Genomic DNA, 15,352 nt, shown 5'->3' with positions numbered 1-15,352 from the left:
CAGACCGGCTCCGCGCTCATACCCCTACTCCCATGTGCTCAGCCAACTCCGCTACCGGAGAAGGCGGCGCACCACGTGTGCGACGGAGGATGTCGGACATCACCTCGTGCGCGATCGGCCGGCAGCGGATCTCCGACGGGGCGAGCCGATCACCGAGCAGCAGCATCTCGCCGGCGTTCGCCACGTCGCCTATCTGGGCGTACCCGCGGGCGATGTCGAGCAGGTGGTGGGCGCGGCGCTCGGGCAGCAGCGCGTTGAAGGCGGGCTCCGCGATGCGCAGCTGGTGCACCTCCACGGCCCGCCCCCCGTCGCCAAGCTCCACCGCGGCTGCGGCCCGGTGCAGCTCGACATTGGTCGGGCCGAACGACGTCCAGTAGTGGTTGTGGTCGCCGCCGAGCAGGGTGGCGGCCTCCTGCGCGCAGTTGATCAGGTCGTCGACGCTGGCCGAGTCACCGATGCGGGACGCCGCCATCGCCCCCTGGAGCAGCAGCATCCCGTAGACGGAGAGGCGGGCCGGCGAGACCTCGTTGCTCCCACCCGGCGCCAGCCGGTTGGCGATCTGGACGTTCAGCTCCAGCGCGGGGCGGGCCCGCCCCATCGCGACCAGGGCGTTGCACACCCGGGTGGTGGCGATCCCGGCGAGCAGCGGGTCGTCGGCCCGCTGGGCCACCGCCATCGACCGGTCGGCGGCCAACCAGGCGAGCTCGCACTCGCCGAGCTTGCGCAGCACCGAGGAGGCGATCTGGTAGACCTGGCCGAGCAGGTGGGCCGCCTCGGCGGCCTGCTCACCGCCGTAGGCGGCGTCGGCCGCCTGGGCGTCGCGCAGCAGCTTCGGCAGCGCCCGGGTGAGCATCCCGTAGCGGCCGTACTGGTAGGTGAGCCAGGCGTGGTTGACGGCCTTGCGCATGTCGTCCATCGGCGGCGGGTACGGCGCCGCGTCGAAGTACGCGCTCATCGAGTCGTAGCGTTCCAGCGCCGCCCGGATCTCCTGCACCTCGACCTGGTCGATGCAGTTGAGGGCGTCGGCGCGCCGCTCCGGATCCTTGCCCATCAGCAGCTGGACGTCCATCTGGAGGATGTCGGCGATCTCGTAGAGGACGGAGAACTTGTCCAACCGCCGGACGCCGCGTTCGACCTTGTCCACCCAGCTCTTGGACTTGCCCAGCCGGTCCGCGAAGACCTGCTGCGACATCTTGCGTCGCCCCCGCCAGTAGGCAACTCGCCGTCCTATGGGTAGCTCGTCCATCTCCCCATCCTCCCCTGCCACCGACGACCAATCGAGTCGGGGCGATGTCCGCGGGTGCGGCGACTGCCGTTCACTTTCAGGTTTTGCCTGGTCGCACAGGATGTACGTCAGCCGTACAGCCAGTCCTCGTACTTTTCGTGCAAGTTGCACGAGCCGTTCGTCAACCTCAACGATCGTGGGTTACGGCAGTGACGGTGCTCGACATGCGACCTGGCGAACGCCGGGCCCGACGAGAGGAGTTGGCACACATGTGGGGGAATGTCGTACCGCGCGTTGCCGAACTGTCGCCGCTGGAGCGGGTCCGGCTGCGCCGGGTCGCCATCCGGTACGCCGTACACGGTTGGGAGGTCACCCCGGGTGCCTGTCTGGCCCGCAGCCGCTTCGTCTGCGGCCGGGCCGGCTGTCCCACAGTGGGCTGCCACCCCGCCCTGGAGAACTGGGAGCTGGCCGCCAGCGCCGACCCGGCCCGGGTGGCGACCTGGTGGCGGAGCCGACCACACGGGGTGTTGCTGCCCACCGGCCGGGCCTTCGACGTGCTGGAGGTGCCCGCCCACCTCGGCCGGCACGTGCTCGACGCGGTCCAGATCCACCCGGCCGGCACCGGCGTACGCGGGCCGGTGCTGGTCACGCCCACCGGGCGGTGGATGTTCCTGGTCCGCCCCGGCGATCCGCTGCGGCCGGAGCTGGAGCACTGCTTCCACGTGGTCCGGCACGGGCCGGGCTCGTGGATTCCCGCGCCGCCCACCCGGCTGCCGGAGGGCACGGTCCGTTGGGCGGTCGCCCCGGAGCAGGCGCGCTGGCAGCTTCCGGATTCGTACCTCGTGCAGAACACGTTGATCGGGGCGCTGCGCGCCGCCGGGGTGACCCTCGCCCCCGATCTGCTCCCCGGTCACCTGCCGCTGCCCCGACGAGGCATGTGAAACCGGCCCGGTTGACGATTCGATCCGGTGCCCGACAGCGTCGCCGAGGCGTCGGTCCTCGTTGACAGGGGGACGGTGCGAACGCGCGCCACGAACGGGGGAACGATGTCCACCAACGACAGAGCGGCTCACCCCGGCGGCACCGAGCCGCCCCGGCGCAGCCACCCGGGGCGCCGCTGGGCCGGCACCCGACCGTCCGGGTCCCGCCCCGGCCGCCCACGCCCCACCGGCTCCCGCCCAGCCGGCACCCACCGCCCCCTCCGCTAGTCGGTCAGGGGGAGGTCGACGGAGTGGTGCTGGCGGGCGTTGTCGGTTATCGCGGCATGGGTGTGGTCGTCCAGGCGGGCGAGCCAGTTGAGGCCTGGGGTGCCCATGGCTAGGGCGGCGGTGGCGTACGCGTCGGCCACCCCGAGGTCGGTGCCGACCACCGTCACCGAGCGCAGCCCACTGGCCGGTGCGCCCCGGCGCGGGTCCAACACGTGCCGGCCCCGCTCGTACACGCCGGACGTGGCCACGGCCAGGTCGGTTCCGCTGAGCACCAGGCAGGCCGCCATCGCGTCCCACGGGTGCCGGATGCCGATGCGCCACGGCTCGCCGGACGGCGACAGGCCCCGCACCCGTACGTCGCCGCCGGCGTTCACGCAGTGGTTCACGGCACCGGCGGCGACGAGGCGGTCCGAGGCGACCTGAGCGGCCCAGCCCTTGACGTAGCCGGACGGGTCGAGCCGACCGGTGGCGTACGCGTCGAAGAACCCGTCGGTGGCGCCCCACAGGTCGGCGCAGGTCTCCAGCACGTACCGCAGGTCCGCTGACGCCTCGGAGAGCAGCACCTCACCCCGGTCGAAGCGGCATACCTCGCTGTCCGGCTTGTAGGTGCTGAACCGCGCGTCCACCTCGCGCATCCAGGCGAAGACCTCGTCCGCCAGCTCGCGCAACGTCGCCAACGGCAGGTCGTCGGCGAGGTCCAGGGTGATCGCCGTACCCATGATCTGTTCGACCCGGCACAGCCCGGGTCGGGTCAGCGTGGCCCGCACGTCAGAATGCCTGCTCGATGGCGGACCGCAGCGACTGCTTGTAGGAGTTGCTGGTCTCGGTGGCACCGGAGACGGTGTTGAGGTTCCCGTTCTGCTTCTGCACCACCTCGCCGCCCCTGCCGTCGTAACGGTTGCGGACGTCGCCGCTGTGGATGTCGGATTCACCCCCGCTGGGCAGCGACAGCGCGACGGCCTCGACGATGCGGTTACCCGAGACGACGATCTGCACCTGCACGTACCCGTACTCGTTCTCGAAGCCGTTGCCGGTGACCCGGCGGGTGGTCGACTGGGGTGCCTTGGTGGTGGTCCGCGGAGCGCTGGGGGCCTTCGTCGTCCTGGTGCCCGACGGGCGGGCGGTGGTCTTGCCGGGCTTGGGCGACGTCGACGGCTTGGCGCTCTCCGACGACGTCGGCGTGCCGCCGGCCGGGTCGGTGCCCGGCGCATCCGCGAGGGCGCCGGGGTCGGTGCCCGCCCCGGAGGGGTTGACCGGCTGCGCGGTCGGCAGGTTCTGCGCGACCTGGCTGGTGCCTGGCGAGCCCTTGAACACCACGAGCGCGGTGGTGCTGGCGGCCAGGCCGGTGATCGCGAGGAGCGCGCGACGCATGGGGATGCCCTTCCTACAGCTCGAACGTGGCCAGGTGGATCTGCCGTCGGGGCACGCCGGCCCGCCGCAGCGCCCGCACCGACTGTTCCACCAGACCGGGTGGACCGCACAGGTAGACGTCGCGCCGGGCCACGTCGGGCACCAGTTGCCGCAGCCCGTCCGGGCTCATCAGCTGGCGGGGGCCGGGGTCGTCGCGCGAGCCGATGACGTACCAGACGGAGGTGTCGCGTTCCTGGGCCAGCCAGTCCAACTCGCGGCTGAGCAGCACGTCGGCCGGTGTGCGGGCGCGGTAGATCAGCGCGGCGCCCGGCGGCAACTCCTCCAGCATGGCCCGGATCGGCGTGATGCCGCTGCCACCGGCGATCAGCAGAGCCCGCTCCCGGAGCCGGTGCGCGGCGGTGAAGGTGCCCGACGGGCCTTCGGCCCAGACCCGGGTGCCCGGTTCCAGGTCGCGCAGGTCGGCGGTGTGGGTGCCGACCACCTTCACGGTGACCCGCAACCAGCGGCCGTTGGCGGCGGCCGAGACGGAGAACGGGTGCGACTGCCACCAGCAGCCCCGGGTGAGGAACCGCCAGCGGAAGTGTTGGCCGCCGAGCATCGCGAGCCGGCCGAGCCGCTCCCCGGTGAGGTAGATGGAGATGGTGTCGGGGCTCTCGGCGACCACGTCGGCGACCCGCAGCTTGTAGCGCAGGTTGAATGCCAGCGGCGCGATCACGCGGCCCCAGAGCAGGGCGGCGATCACCAGCAGGTAGAGCGCGATCCAGCCGGTGCGCACCGGGCCGGGCTTGTACAGCTGCGCGCCGTGGGTGAACTGGTGGCCGAAGCCGAGCAGCAGGATCAGGTAGCTGGACAGGTGCAGCAGGTGCCACAGCTCGTAGGGCAGTGCCCGCCGGATCGCCCGGATGCTGCTGAACCCGACAAGCATCATGATGCCGGTGGCGACGAACGCCGAGACCATGTCCTCGTAGTCGCCGAGCAACGTGCCGACCTCGGCGAGGATCGACTGGTTACGCAGGTCGGCGTAGCCGACCAGGATCAGCGACATGTGCGCCAGCACGGTGACCAGCAGGGTGGCGCCGATGTCCCGGTGCCAGCGGGCCATGTGCTCGCCGCCGATCCACCGTTCCAGCACCGGCAGTCGGCTCATCATCAGCACCTGCACCAGCAGCAGGTAGCCGGCGACCAGGCCGGTGATCCGGCCGGCCGAGGTGACCGTGGCCGCGGTGCTGCGCAGCGATCCGGCCGGGGTGCCCAGCCACCAGGGCAGCACGCTGGCGAGCAGGCCGACCAGGAGCAGCACGCCCAGCAGCCGTCGGCCGCCGGGCCCGCGCCGGTCCGGGATCTGCGGGGGTACGGGCGCAGCCGACCGGCCGCCGTGCCGGGACGAGGTCCCGGTACGACGGCCGGCGGCGTGGGTGTGCGAATGCGTCACGCGTACAGCTTCATCGGGGCGTACTTCTGGCGGGGGAAGACCTTGTCGACCTCCGCGTTGGTGAGCCCGAACCGGCCCTGCGCCACCGCGCCGTAGACGTTGAACATGTTGTTGTACTCCGGCACGTCACCGGAGTCCAGCTTGTCCAGACCGTTCCAGGTGCCCAGCAGCGAACCGGCCAGCTTCTTACCGGACAGCAGCGTGACCACGCCGCCGTGCCCGTGGTCGGTGCCGTTGTTGTTGGAGCCGACCCGACGGCCGAACTCGCTGGACACCATGATCGTCACGTCGGCGGCCTTCGGGCCGAGGTCGGTGAAGAAGGCGGCCATCGCGCTGGCCAGCTCGTTCAGCCGGCGGTACAGCTGGCCGCCCTCGCGGGTGCCCTGGTTCTCGTGGGTGTCGTAGCCACCCATGCCGACAGTGGCGACCCGCACGTTGGCGCCGCCCTTGATCAGCTGGGCGAGTTGCTGGAACGCGTTGCCGACGCCCTCGTACTTGACGCCCTCGGCGGGCTGGTACGGCTTGGCGGCGAGCTTCTGGGCGGTAGCCAGCGCGCCCATGCCCTCCTGCACGGCCTCCTCGACCGGGTGGTTGATCCCGGTGAAGAGCCCCTTGATGGCCTTCTCGGTGGCGGCCCGGAACCGCTCGTCACCGTTGAGCCGCAGCGAGCCGACGTTGTTCAGCGACAGCGCGCCGTTGTTGCCGACCAGCGAGCGGGGCAGCGTGCTGCCGATGCCGACGCTGCGGAACGCGGTGCCCTTGCCCAGGTTGTCGACCAGACCGTCGAGCCAACCCCGGCCACCGGTCTCGTTGGGCAGCCCGCCCAGGTTGCAGGCGTCCGCGGCCTGGAAGTGGCTGCGGGACAGCCGCTCGTCGGAGACCGCCGGGATGAAGCCCAGCTGACCGGCCGTGAGCCACTTCTCCAACGGCTTGAACGCGCCGGTCAGCTTGAAGCCGCGGCCCAGGGCCAGCGAGTCGTTGCCGAGCAGCAGGTCGGGCCGGGCCTTGTTGAGCACCGCGTCGTTGTCCGGCGCGATCAGGCTCAGGCCGTCCAGCCCGCCGTAGAGGAAGACGTGGATCAGAGTGCCGGTCTTGGTCGCCGCGAACGACGCCGAGGTGGTGACGAACTGGGCGGTGGCCAGCGCGGTGGCGGTGGCTGCGGCACCGGCGACGAAGGTCCGCCGGGTCACGCCGCGACCGTCCTGCTGGGCCTCCTCCAGGTTCTCCAGGGTGCGGTACCTGTCGAACTCGGCGGCGTTCTCGGCGGCGACGATGTCCGCCTCAGCGCGCAGCAACGCCTCGGCCGGGTTGTCGGCCAGCCGTCGCACGTCGGGGCATTCGGGGTGCAGGGGGAAAGAGTTGTACACAGTCTTCTCCATCGGGTGCCTCACCGGAGGTGGTGCTGGGGGGAAGCGAGGATCGCCCGCGCGACGGCGGTGATGGCCCCGTTGAACGTGGCGTCGACCTTGGTGGTCGTCACCACACCGGCCACGCCGAGGATGAGGTTCTTCTCCCGCGTGCTCAGCTTCTGGCCCACCAGCCGCAGGGAGAGCGCGTCCACGTACGCCCCGGCCGTCGTCGGTGGCTTGGCGACCAGCTTCTCCGGCGCCGTGTACGTGAAGGTGGTCCGGTAGCCGGCGAGGATCTCGCCCGCCTCGTTCCAGCCGTTGACCATGGTGCCGGCCGAGGTCCAGGCGACGTAGACGTCCGGGTAGCCGTCCGGGGTCGGATGACCCATCGGGGACTGGCCCAGCTCGCGCATCTTGTCGTGGATCTGGCGCAGCCCCCGGGCGTACGCGGTGCGCTTGCTGTCGCCGTTGTTGTGCTTCGGCGACGCCTCCGGCGAGACACCCAGGGTGCGGTACGTGGCGACCAGGTACTCCATCGGCCGACGCACCTTCTGACCCACACCGGCCCAGAACTCCGAGGAGCAGAACAGCGTCATCAGGACCGGCTTGATCATGCCCTTGTTGGTGGTGTACGTCTTGGCCAGCCGGTCCACCAGGGACTTCGGCGGGGTGTCCGAGACGAACCGGGTGGCCAGGCTCTGCGCCACGTACTTCGCGGTCGACGGGTGCGTCGCGATGTAGGTGATGTACGCGTCGATCGCCGCTTCGGCCTTCTTCGGGTCGGCCGAGTTGTTCGCGTGGGTGAAGCCGAGGATCTTCACCTTGCCGACGTAGTGCTGCTCGGGGCGGAAGACGTACTTGCCCTTGTCGTCGACACCACGGCCGGTCTGCAGCATGGCGGCCTGCCGGACGTCCGGCTCCTTGTAGCCGCCGTCGACGCCGACCGAGTAGAGCTCGAGGTTCTCCCGGGCGAGGTTCTCGTTGATCGCGTCCTTGCGGGAGTCCTTCTGGTTCAGGTAGATCAGCAGCGCCGGGTGCTTGTTCGCGGCGACCAGCATTTCGGGGTAGCTGCCCAGCGCGTGCTTGCGCACGACGTCCTGGTCGAACGAGTTGCGGTACACCTCGCCGCCGTCGAAGTCGGCGGCGACGTGCAGGAAGTCGTTCCAGAAGTCGACCATCACCTCGAACAGCTGGCGCTTGGACCAGATCTGCCGGGCGATGGTGGCGTCGACCATCTCCCGCTCCGGGTGGGCGTCCTGATCGTTGAGCTTGTCCCGCTGGTCGCGCAACTGCTGCACGGAGAGCTTCTGGGTCGGCAGCTCGGCGAGCTTCAGCTCGCCCTTGCTCGGCTCCAACTTCTCCGGGTCCAGCTGGGCGCGGATCCAGGCGTCCATGCCCTCGCGCTTGATGTCGGCGACCACCGCGGGCGTCGCGCCGAAGGTGGCGCGCCGGGCCAGGTGCAGGATCGGGTCCTTGGCCAGCACCGTCTTCACTGTCACCTTGGTCGCCGCCGCGGCCGCTGCCGGGCCGGAGAAGGTCCGCCCACCGGCCGGCGCGTTCTTCTTCAGCGCCTCACCGGCCCGGGAACCCATGTAGCTTTCGTTCTGCTCGGTGTAGGTACGCACCGTGCTGGGCTGCTGGCCGCTGGGCCGCGCCGCGGTGCCGTCGGTCACCGTGCTGCCGGTCGCGTCGCCGGCCGCCTCGTCGCCGAAGAGGCCACGGATCTGCGGGGTCATGGCGAGCGCCGCGCCACCGGCGACGACGGCGGCGGTGCCGCCGAGGGCCACCATCGCCTTACGTCGGCCGACCTTGCGACCCGGCTCGTTGTCATCGTCGAGGGTGGGCAGTCCGGTGCCGGCGGGTCGTGCCGGGGCCGGACGGCCAAGGCCCTCCGGGCCGACCCACTGCGGACCGCGCGGGGCGGGCGCCGGCTGCGCGGCGTACTGCTCACGCGGGTCGGCCTGCGCGGCGTAGCCGCCCTGGTGGGGGTGGGGCGAGTCGTAGCCGTAGGGCGCCGGCGTGTGGGGGTCGCCGTAGCCGTCAGCGCTGGGGTGCTGATGTCCGTCCCAACCGCGGTCGTCCCGCGGTCGACGTGGTGGCACATTCTGGTCGGCCATGTACCAATCCCGATTTCTGATGAGCGCCGGAAGCTGCTACCGGGCAGGTGCGGCAGGTGCGGCGACTGTTGCCTGAGGGGGTTGCTACGGCAAGGTAACCAAGGCCCCAGGGCCCTTCAAGGTGGCCGGAACCCACTCGTGAGGGCACTTAAGACAGCGCTCAGTGCGACAGCGGCGGCGGGCGGTGGGACGGACCTGCCCGCAGACCTTCCCAGCAGGGCCTACGTGCGGCAGCCGAGCACGGATCGGACCAGGCCGCCGTACGCGACAGTTTCGGCGTCGTTCACCACCAAAGGCAAACTTAAGGTTCAGGTAAGCCGGACGTGAGACGCGCTCGCGTGGAGGAAAAGTAGCAGCAACGGGCGAGCGTGAGCCGCCACCGCAGCGGGTATGCCGCCGAACCGCTGAACGCGTGAGGGGAAGGCAGCGCCATGCTCAGCAAAGAGGATCAGCGCAGATTCGACCAGATCACCCGTCAGCTCCGGGAAAGTGACCCGGCCTTCTTCAACCGGCTGGACCACCGGGCCCGAGCCCGCAGGGGCCGCTACCTGATGTTGTTGACCATCGTGCTGTGGGCGTCGCTGCCGGCGATAGCCGTGTTCGCCGGTCGACTCACCGGCGCGATCTGCGCGGTGGTGCTGGTGGCCAATGCCGCGATCATGTGGCGGTTCCGCCGCCGCTGGACGTGACTGCTCAACCGCTCGACGGGACGGCTCAACCGGTGGACGTGACAGCTCACCTGTCGGCCGGACCGAACGCCCGGTACGCGCGGCGCAACCGTTCGAGCAGTCCCGGCCCACCGATGGCCGGGGCCGGCGCTCCGAGCTGGCGCAGCAGCAGGTCGGTGCCGGTCCCCAGTCGGGGCGGCCGATCCGGCAGCGGCACCGGCGCCGACCAGAACCGGTCCGCCGTATCCGCCAGCGGCGTCGCCGTCAGCCCGGCGAGCGCCCGGGCGGCACCGACCGGTGCCACGGCCTCCACTGTCGACACCGCACCGTCCGGTCCGGACGGTGGGTCGACCGGTGGGGGTGGCGGGGTGGCACCGGTGGTCGCGGCCCGCCGGGCGCGGAGTTCGTCGAGCAACTCCGCGCGGGACCGACCGCGCCAGTGCAGCAGCTCGAACGGGTCCGCGTCGAACGCCTCGGCCAGCAGGTAGAACGTCGCCGCGAGGTGCTTGCACGGCACGGCGAAGTCGGGGCAGTTGCAGCGCTGGGTCAACTCGTCCACGGCGGCCGGGAAGAGCGGCGCACCGGCGGCGGCGAACAGCTCCTCCAACTCGTCGGGGAGGTCCCCGGCGAGCAGCCGGGCGCTGAAGAACGCCTGCCCGGCCAGGTCGTCCTCGATTCGGGACCAGAGCGCCGCCGGGAACGGCTTCAGCGCGATCGACACCTGGTACGGCTGCGGCCGGGAGCCCTGCACCACCGCGTCGACCCGGCCGGGTGTGATGTCGAGCGTGAGCACCTGACCGGCCCGCGCGTAGGACCGACCCCGGGTCAATCGGGTGCCGAGCGCGAACGACTCCAGCACCTCCAGGAAGCGCCGCGACCACCAGGACCTGCCGATCGCGCCCCGGGCACTGCGCGCCCGCAGACCCCCGTCGACCCGACGCGGGCGCCCGTAGTCGGCGAAGTCCGTCACTCCACCACCGCGCCGGCTTCCAGGGCGAACAGGTCCCGCAACTGGCCGGTGGACAACTCGGTGATCCACTGCTCGCCGGTGCCGACCACCCGCTGGGCGAGGCTGCGCTTGTCGGCGATCAGCGCGGCCACCTTCTCCTCCACAGTGCCGGCGCACACGAACTTGCGCACCTGCACCCGTCGGCGCTGCCCGATCCGGAACGCCCGGTCGGTGGCCTGGTCCTCGACCGCCGGGTTCCACCAACGGTCCACATGCACCACGTGGTTCGCGGCGGTCAGGGTCAGCCCCGTGCCGCCGGCCTTGAGGGAGAGGACGAACAGCGGCGGACCCTCCGCCGACTGGAAACGCTGCACCAGGGCGTCCCGCTCGGCCTTGCCGAGACCACCGTGCAGGAACAGCACCTCCCGGCCGAACCGCGCGGACAGGTGACCCCGCAACATCGCACCGAACTCGGCGTACTGGGTGAAGAGCAGTGCCCGCTCCCCCGCCGCCAGCACCTCCTCCAGAATTTCGGTGAGCCGAGCCAGCTTGCCGGAGCGGCCCTCCAGCGGTGAGCCGTCGCGCAGCAGTTGGGCGGGGTGGTTGCAGACCTGCTTGAGGCGGGTCATGGTGGCCAGCACCAGGCCGCGTCGTTCGATGCCGTCGCTGGTCTCGATCCGGGCGAGCATGTCGTCGACCACCACCCGGTACAGCGCGGCCTGCTCCGCGGTCAGGTTGCAGAGCACCTCCATCTCCAGCTTCTCCGGCAGGTCGGAGATGATCGACGAGTCGGTCTTGAGCCGGCGCAACACGAACGGGCCGGTGATCCGGCGGAGCCGCTCGGCGGCCTCGGCGTCGCCGTGCCGCTCGATCGGCTCGGCGAACCGTTTGCGGAACGTCGCGGCCGGCCCGAGCAGACCCGGGTTGGCGAACTGCATGATCGACCAGAGGTCGGCGAGGCGGTTCTCCACCGGCGTACCGGTCACCGCCACCCGCTGCCGGGCGGGCAGCGCGCGAACCGCCTCGGCCTGCCGGGTCGACGCGTTCTTGATCGCCTGCGCCTCGTCCACCACCACCCGGTGCCAGTCGATGCCGGCCAGGTCGGCGGCGTCGCGGGCGGCAACCGAGTAGGTGGTGAGGACCAGGTCCGCGCCGTGCGCGGCCGCCGTGAACTCCGCCCCCCGTGCCCGCTCGGCACCATGGTGTACGTGCACCCGCAGCTCCGGGGTGAACCGGGCCGCCTCCCGCTGCCAGTTGCCGACCAGCGACATCGGACAGACCAGCAGGGTCGGCCCGGCCTCCGGTGCGTCCCCGGCGAGCAGCGCGAGCAGTTGCACCGTCTTGCCCAGCCCCATGTCGTCGGCGAGCACACCGCCCAGGCCCAGTGAACGCAGGAAGGCCAGCCAGGCCAGCCCTCGCTGCTGGTACGGCCGCAGCGTCCCCCGGAAGCCCGGTGGCGGGTCCAGCGGGGTGAGCCGCCGCTCGACCGCGCCGGCGAGCAGGTCGCCCAGCGCCCCGTCGGCGCTCACCTCCAGCACCGGCAGCTCGCCGGTGGCCTCGCCGTCGGCCAGCCCGAGGCGGAGCAGGTCGGCGACGGTCAGCTTGCCCGCGGAGCGGAGCAGGCGCAGCCCGGCCGCGAGCCGCCCCGGGTCCAGCTCCACCCACCGGCCGCGGAGCCGTACCAACGGGGTCTTCGTCTCGGCCAACGCCGCCAACTCCTCGGCGGAGAGCGGCTGGTCACCGAGCGCGATCTCCCAGCGGTAGTCGACCAGGGCGTCCAGACCGACACCGGCATCGGCGCCACCCACAGTGCCCGGCGCGGTGCGGCTGCGCGCTCGCAACCGGGCGCCCAGTCGTGCCGACGGACGCTGCCACCAGGAGGGCAGCAGCACCCCGAAACCGGCCGCGTGCAGCACCGGGGCGCCCGCACTGAGGAACCGGTGCGCCCCCTCGACGTCGAGTTCCATCGCCTCCGGGGCAGCGGTACGCAGTGCGGCGTCCAGGTCCGGCCAGAGCCGACTGGCCCGGCCCAGCTCGGCGAGGAGCGTCTCCTGCGGGCTGCTCGTCCGGCCAGCCAGGCCGCCGAGGGTCTGCGGCGCTCGCCAGATGTCCCCGGCGTCGACGTGCAGGCCGGGTTCGTCCGCGGCCTGCAACCCGAACTCCAACCGCCAGCGCCCGGCACCGATCGACACCGGCGCGCTGTCGGCAGGCACCGGCGCGGGCGCACCGTCGGCGGGCACCGGAACGGGCGCACCGTCGGCGGGCACCGCCCGGGTGGCCAGGATCGGTTCGGTCACCTCGTCGGGGGCTGGTTCCACCAGGCGGAAACTGGCCCGCACCGGGCCACCGGCGGCGTCGCGCTGCCAGGCGTCCAGTTCGGCGGAGAGGGTTGCCAGCCCGGCCGGGTCGATGGTGAAGTCCCGCTGCGGGCCGGCGAGCGCGGCCAGCCAGGCCGGTGCCGGACCACCCGGGCGCAGTCCCCGGGCCAGCGTGGTGGTCGCCAGCGCGGCCCGCGCGGCAGCGTCGGTCAACGCGTCCAGCGCATCCGCTACCACTGCGGCAGCGGTCAGCTCGGGCCCGCCCGAACCGACGGTCGCCGCAGCGGAGGTGGGGGCACTCCCGGCTGGCCCCTGAGCGGCGGCAGCGGTGGACGCCAGCACGGCGGTGGGCGCCGGCAACGCGGCGATGGCTGGCGGCAGGACGGCGGCTCGGGCGGCCGGTGGCAGGGCCAGCGCCAGCGATCGCGCCCAGGCGGCGTCGGTGCCGGTCAGCAGCGGACGCCACACCGCCTGCGCGGGCACCTGCTCAGCAGCGCCTGACGCCCCCGTCGCCCCAGCGCCAGGCGTCTGGTCGGCCGCCGTCGTGCCCGCGCCGGACGTCTGGTCGGCCGTCGTCGTGCGTACGCCGGGGAGGACGCGGCCACGGGTCACCAGGTCGGCGGCGAAGTCGGCCAGTTCGGCGAGGTGCCGCAGGGTGGCCCCGGCCACCGCCGGGATGTCGTCCAGGGCTTGCAGCAGCGACAGGGCGTCGTCCGGGGCGTACACCAGGGTGGGGACCCGCCAGCCGGCCACTGTGAGCCGGCCACGGGACGCAGGTGCGACGGTGGTCCGGATCAGCTCGGGTGAGTCGGTCGGCGCGCCCGCCAGAGTGGGCAGGGTGAGCAACGCGGTGTCCGGCCGGGTCGGCTCGGCGGCGTCGGCGAGGACGGCGGCCAGGTCGGTGTGCCCGGCGGCGAAGGGATGCGGGCGTTCCCGGGCCGGCCGGCCCGAACGCGCAGCGGGAATCGGTGCGGCGCTGTCCTCGGCCCAGACTGCGAGGCCGCCGGTCGAGCTGCCGCCGGGCAACCACAGCCCGTGGATGACCAGCACCTGCTCCCCCTAGTCGCCGCCCGCCCCCAGAATAGGCGGCCCCCCTGACCAGGCGTCCGCACCCACCGCCCCACCTGCGCGATCTTGCAGTTCGTGTCGGCGTTCTGCGAACGGTGCACCTTTTGTCACAACAGAAAGTGCAAGATCGCGGGGCACTGGAGGTGGGAGCGGCAACGGGCTAGCGTCGGCGTCGTGGTCGATCTGCTGGTTCTTGGCGGGCTTGGGGTGGACGTACGTGTTCGGGTGCCCGCGCTGCCGCTCCCGGCTGCCGATTCCCACACCGTCGAGCCGATCGAGCTGCGGATCGGCAACACCGGCGCCGGGGTGGCGTTGGCCGCTCGGGCGCTCGGCCTGCGGGTACTGGTGGTCGACACCCTCGGTGCGGATCCGGCCGGTGAGCTGGTCCGGGCGGCGTTGACCCGGGCCGAGGTGCCGGCGTTGCTGGCCGAGCACCGGGGCGGCACCCGCCGGTCGGTGAACCTGGTGGACCCGGGCGGGCGGCGCACGTCGCTGTACGACCCGCGCCCATGGCAGGGCGGTCCACCGTTTCCCGCCACCGAGTTGGCCGCACTGATCCGCGACGCCCGGCACGTCCACCTCTCGATCATGGATTGGGCGGTGCCGTTGCTGTCCGCCGTGCGGGCCGCCGTTCCGACGGGCGTGGCGCTCTCCACCGACCTGCACGACTGGGACGGTGAGAACACCTACCATCAGCCGTTCGCGGAGGTCGCCGACCTGGTTCTGCTGAGCGGGGTGCGGTTGGGCGACCGGGCCGCGTCGCTCGCCGGCACGCTGGCGCCCCGAACGGTGGTGGTGACCCGCGGGGCGGACGGCGCCGAGCTGTACCCGGGCGACGGCACGGCGGTGCCCGTGCCGCCCGCCGTCCCGGAAAAGCCGGTGGTGGACAGCAACGGGGCGGGCGACGCCTTCGCGGCCGGCCTGATCGCTGCCCGGCTGCGCGGAGAGCCACTGGCGCGGGCCGCCCGGTACGCGGCGAGGGTTGCCGCTGCGGCCTGTACGCATGACGGGATGGAGTACCCGCCGGGCCTGTTGCCCACCGGTTGACGGCCGGCGGCGTGCGCCGACCCGGGGCTCAGAGCGCGCCGGCCTCGCCGTCGGTCAGCTCGCGCAGGATGTCGGCGTGGCCCGCGTGCCGGGCCGTCTCTTCGATCATGTGCACCAGAATCCAGCGCAGCGACACCTCACCGAGCTGCGGGTGCGGCACCACGTGGTCGAGGTCGATGCTCGCGGCGACGGCCCGGGAACGGGCGCAGGCCCGCTCGTACGCCTCGGTGAGCCCGACGATGGTTTCCTGGTCGCTCAGCGTGAAGCTGGCGACCGCGTCCTCCTCGGAGGTCAGGTAGACGTCGCCGGGCTCGGGGGCCAACAGGGTCGGGAACCAGTTCCGCTCGACCAGGGTCAGGTGCTTGACCAGCCCGGCGAGCGTCGTCGCCGACGGCACCAGCCGGCGGCGGGCGTCGGCGTCGGAGAGACCGCGCAGTTTGCGCAGCAGCACGGCCCGGTGGAAGTCGAGAAACGAGGTCAGGACGGCGCGTTCGTCGCCGGTGCGGGCGAGCACCGGACCGAGCGTGGGATCGATCGTCTGCTCCATCCGCCGACCCTAGCCACGGGCACCGCGCCCCGCTGCCCCGCTATCCGCTGCGG

At 72.2% G+C, this 15,352-nt stretch carries 11 protein-coding genes and 2 pseudogenes; 3 read left to right on the top strand and 10 right to left on the bottom strand.

Annotated features, from left to right (window positions below; translation table 11 throughout):
• Positions 1-16 precede the first annotated feature (16 nt).
• On the bottom strand, positions 17-1,246 hold the full coding sequence (locus GA0070561_RS32030) for a helix-turn-helix domain-containing protein (protein ID WP_091409394.1): 1,230 nt from the start codon (positions 1,244-1,246) through the stop codon (positions 17-19).
• Positions 1,247-1,494: 248 nt separating this feature from the next.
• Between GA0070561_RS32030 and GA0070561_RS32025 the strand changes: the two genes are divergently transcribed.
• Positions 1,495-2,166, top strand: a complete 672-nt coding sequence (locus tag GA0070561_RS32025; protein ID WP_091409390.1) for a bifunctional DNA primase/polymerase — start codon at positions 1,495-1,497, stop codon at positions 2,164-2,166.
• A gap of 263 nt (positions 2,167-2,429) precedes the next feature.
• On the opposite strand, the gene GA0070561_RS32020 is transcribed toward GA0070561_RS32025, so the two are convergent.
• Genes GA0070561_RS32020 through GA0070561_RS32000 form a run of 5 tightly spaced genes read right to left on the bottom strand, consistent with a single transcriptional unit; the run spans position 2,430 to position 8,702 of the window.
• Positions 2,430-3,152 (bottom strand): FAD:protein FMN transferase, encoded by a 723-nt coding sequence (locus tag GA0070561_RS32020; RefSeq protein WP_091409648.1) that lies wholly within the window; start codon positions 3,150-3,152, stop codon positions 2,430-2,432.
• Between the two features lie 49 nt (positions 3,153-3,201).
• Positions 3,202-3,804 (bottom strand): FMN-binding protein, encoded by a 603-nt coding sequence (locus GA0070561_RS32015; RefSeq protein ID WP_091409386.1) that lies wholly within the window; start codon positions 3,802-3,804, stop codon positions 3,202-3,204.
• A gap of 13 nt (positions 3,805-3,817) precedes the next feature.
• Positions 3,818-5,236: a ferredoxin reductase family protein gene (locus GA0070561_RS32010; RefSeq protein ID WP_091409383.1), complete on the bottom strand. Its 1,419-nt coding sequence runs from the start codon at positions 5,234-5,236 to the stop codon at positions 3,818-3,820.
• Positions 5,233-6,615, bottom strand: a complete 1,383-nt coding sequence (locus GA0070561_RS32005; RefSeq protein ID WP_091409379.1) for a DUF1501 domain-containing protein — start codon at positions 6,613-6,615, stop codon at positions 5,233-5,235. Before GA0070561_RS32005 ends, GA0070561_RS32010 begins: the two co-directional genes overlap by 4 nt.
• 8 nt (positions 6,616-6,623) lie before the next feature.
• On the bottom strand, positions 6,624-8,702 hold the full coding sequence (locus GA0070561_RS32000; protein WP_091409376.1) for a DUF1800 domain-containing protein: 2,079 nt from the start codon (positions 8,700-8,702) through the stop codon (positions 6,624-6,626).
• 431 nt (positions 8,703-9,133) lie between these two features.
• On the opposite strand from GA0070561_RS32000, the gene GA0070561_RS31995 reads away from it, so the two are divergent.
• Positions 9,134-9,391 (top strand): DUF3040 domain-containing protein, encoded by a 258-nt coding sequence (locus GA0070561_RS31995; RefSeq protein WP_091409372.1) that lies wholly within the window; start codon positions 9,134-9,136, stop codon positions 9,389-9,391.
• A 46-nt stretch (positions 9,392-9,437) separates the two neighbouring features.
• On the opposite strand, the gene GA0070561_RS31990 is transcribed toward GA0070561_RS31995, so the two are convergent.
• From GA0070561_RS31990 to GA0070561_RS34820, 3 genes and pseudogenes are all read right to left on the bottom strand, one after another.
• A complete protein-coding gene (locus GA0070561_RS31990) occupies positions 9,438-10,340 on the bottom strand; it encodes an SWIM zinc finger family protein (protein ID WP_091409369.1) in 903 nt (300 codons plus the stop codon).
• Positions 10,337-12,502 (bottom strand): annotated as a pseudogene (locus GA0070561_RS34825) (DEAD/DEAH box helicase); the annotation flags it as partial. The pseudogene GA0070561_RS34825 and the gene GA0070561_RS31990, both read right to left, overlap by 4 nt.
• 522 nt (positions 12,503-13,024) lie before the next feature.
• Positions 13,025-13,687, bottom strand: a pseudogene (locus tag GA0070561_RS34820) (ATP-dependent helicase); the annotation flags it as partial.
• A 192-nt stretch (positions 13,688-13,879) separates the two neighbouring features.
• Here GA0070561_RS34820 and GA0070561_RS31980 point away from each other — a divergent pair.
• Positions 13,880-14,752 carry a carbohydrate kinase family protein gene (locus tag GA0070561_RS31980; protein WP_091409361.1) on the top strand — a complete coding sequence of 291 codons (873 nt, stop codon included), beginning with the start codon at positions 13,880-13,882 and terminating at the stop codon, positions 14,750-14,752.
• 28 nt (positions 14,753-14,780) lie between these two features.
• Here the strand turns inward: GA0070561_RS31980 and GA0070561_RS31975 are convergent, their stop codons facing one another.
• Positions 14,781-15,299 carry a DinB family protein gene (locus tag GA0070561_RS31975; protein ID WP_091409357.1) on the bottom strand — a complete coding sequence of 173 codons (519 nt, stop codon included), beginning with the start codon at positions 15,297-15,299 and terminating at the stop codon, positions 14,781-14,783.
• Positions 15,300-15,352 lie beyond the last annotated feature (53 nt).

This window comes from Micromonospora saelicesensis, assembly GCF_900091575.1.
GTDB lineage: Bacteria > Actinomycetota > Actinomycetes > Mycobacteriales > Micromonosporaceae > Micromonospora > Micromonospora saelicesensis.
The sequence above is the reverse complement of the archived record's forward strand: the minus strand, read 5'-3'. Positions and strand labels throughout refer to the sequence as shown.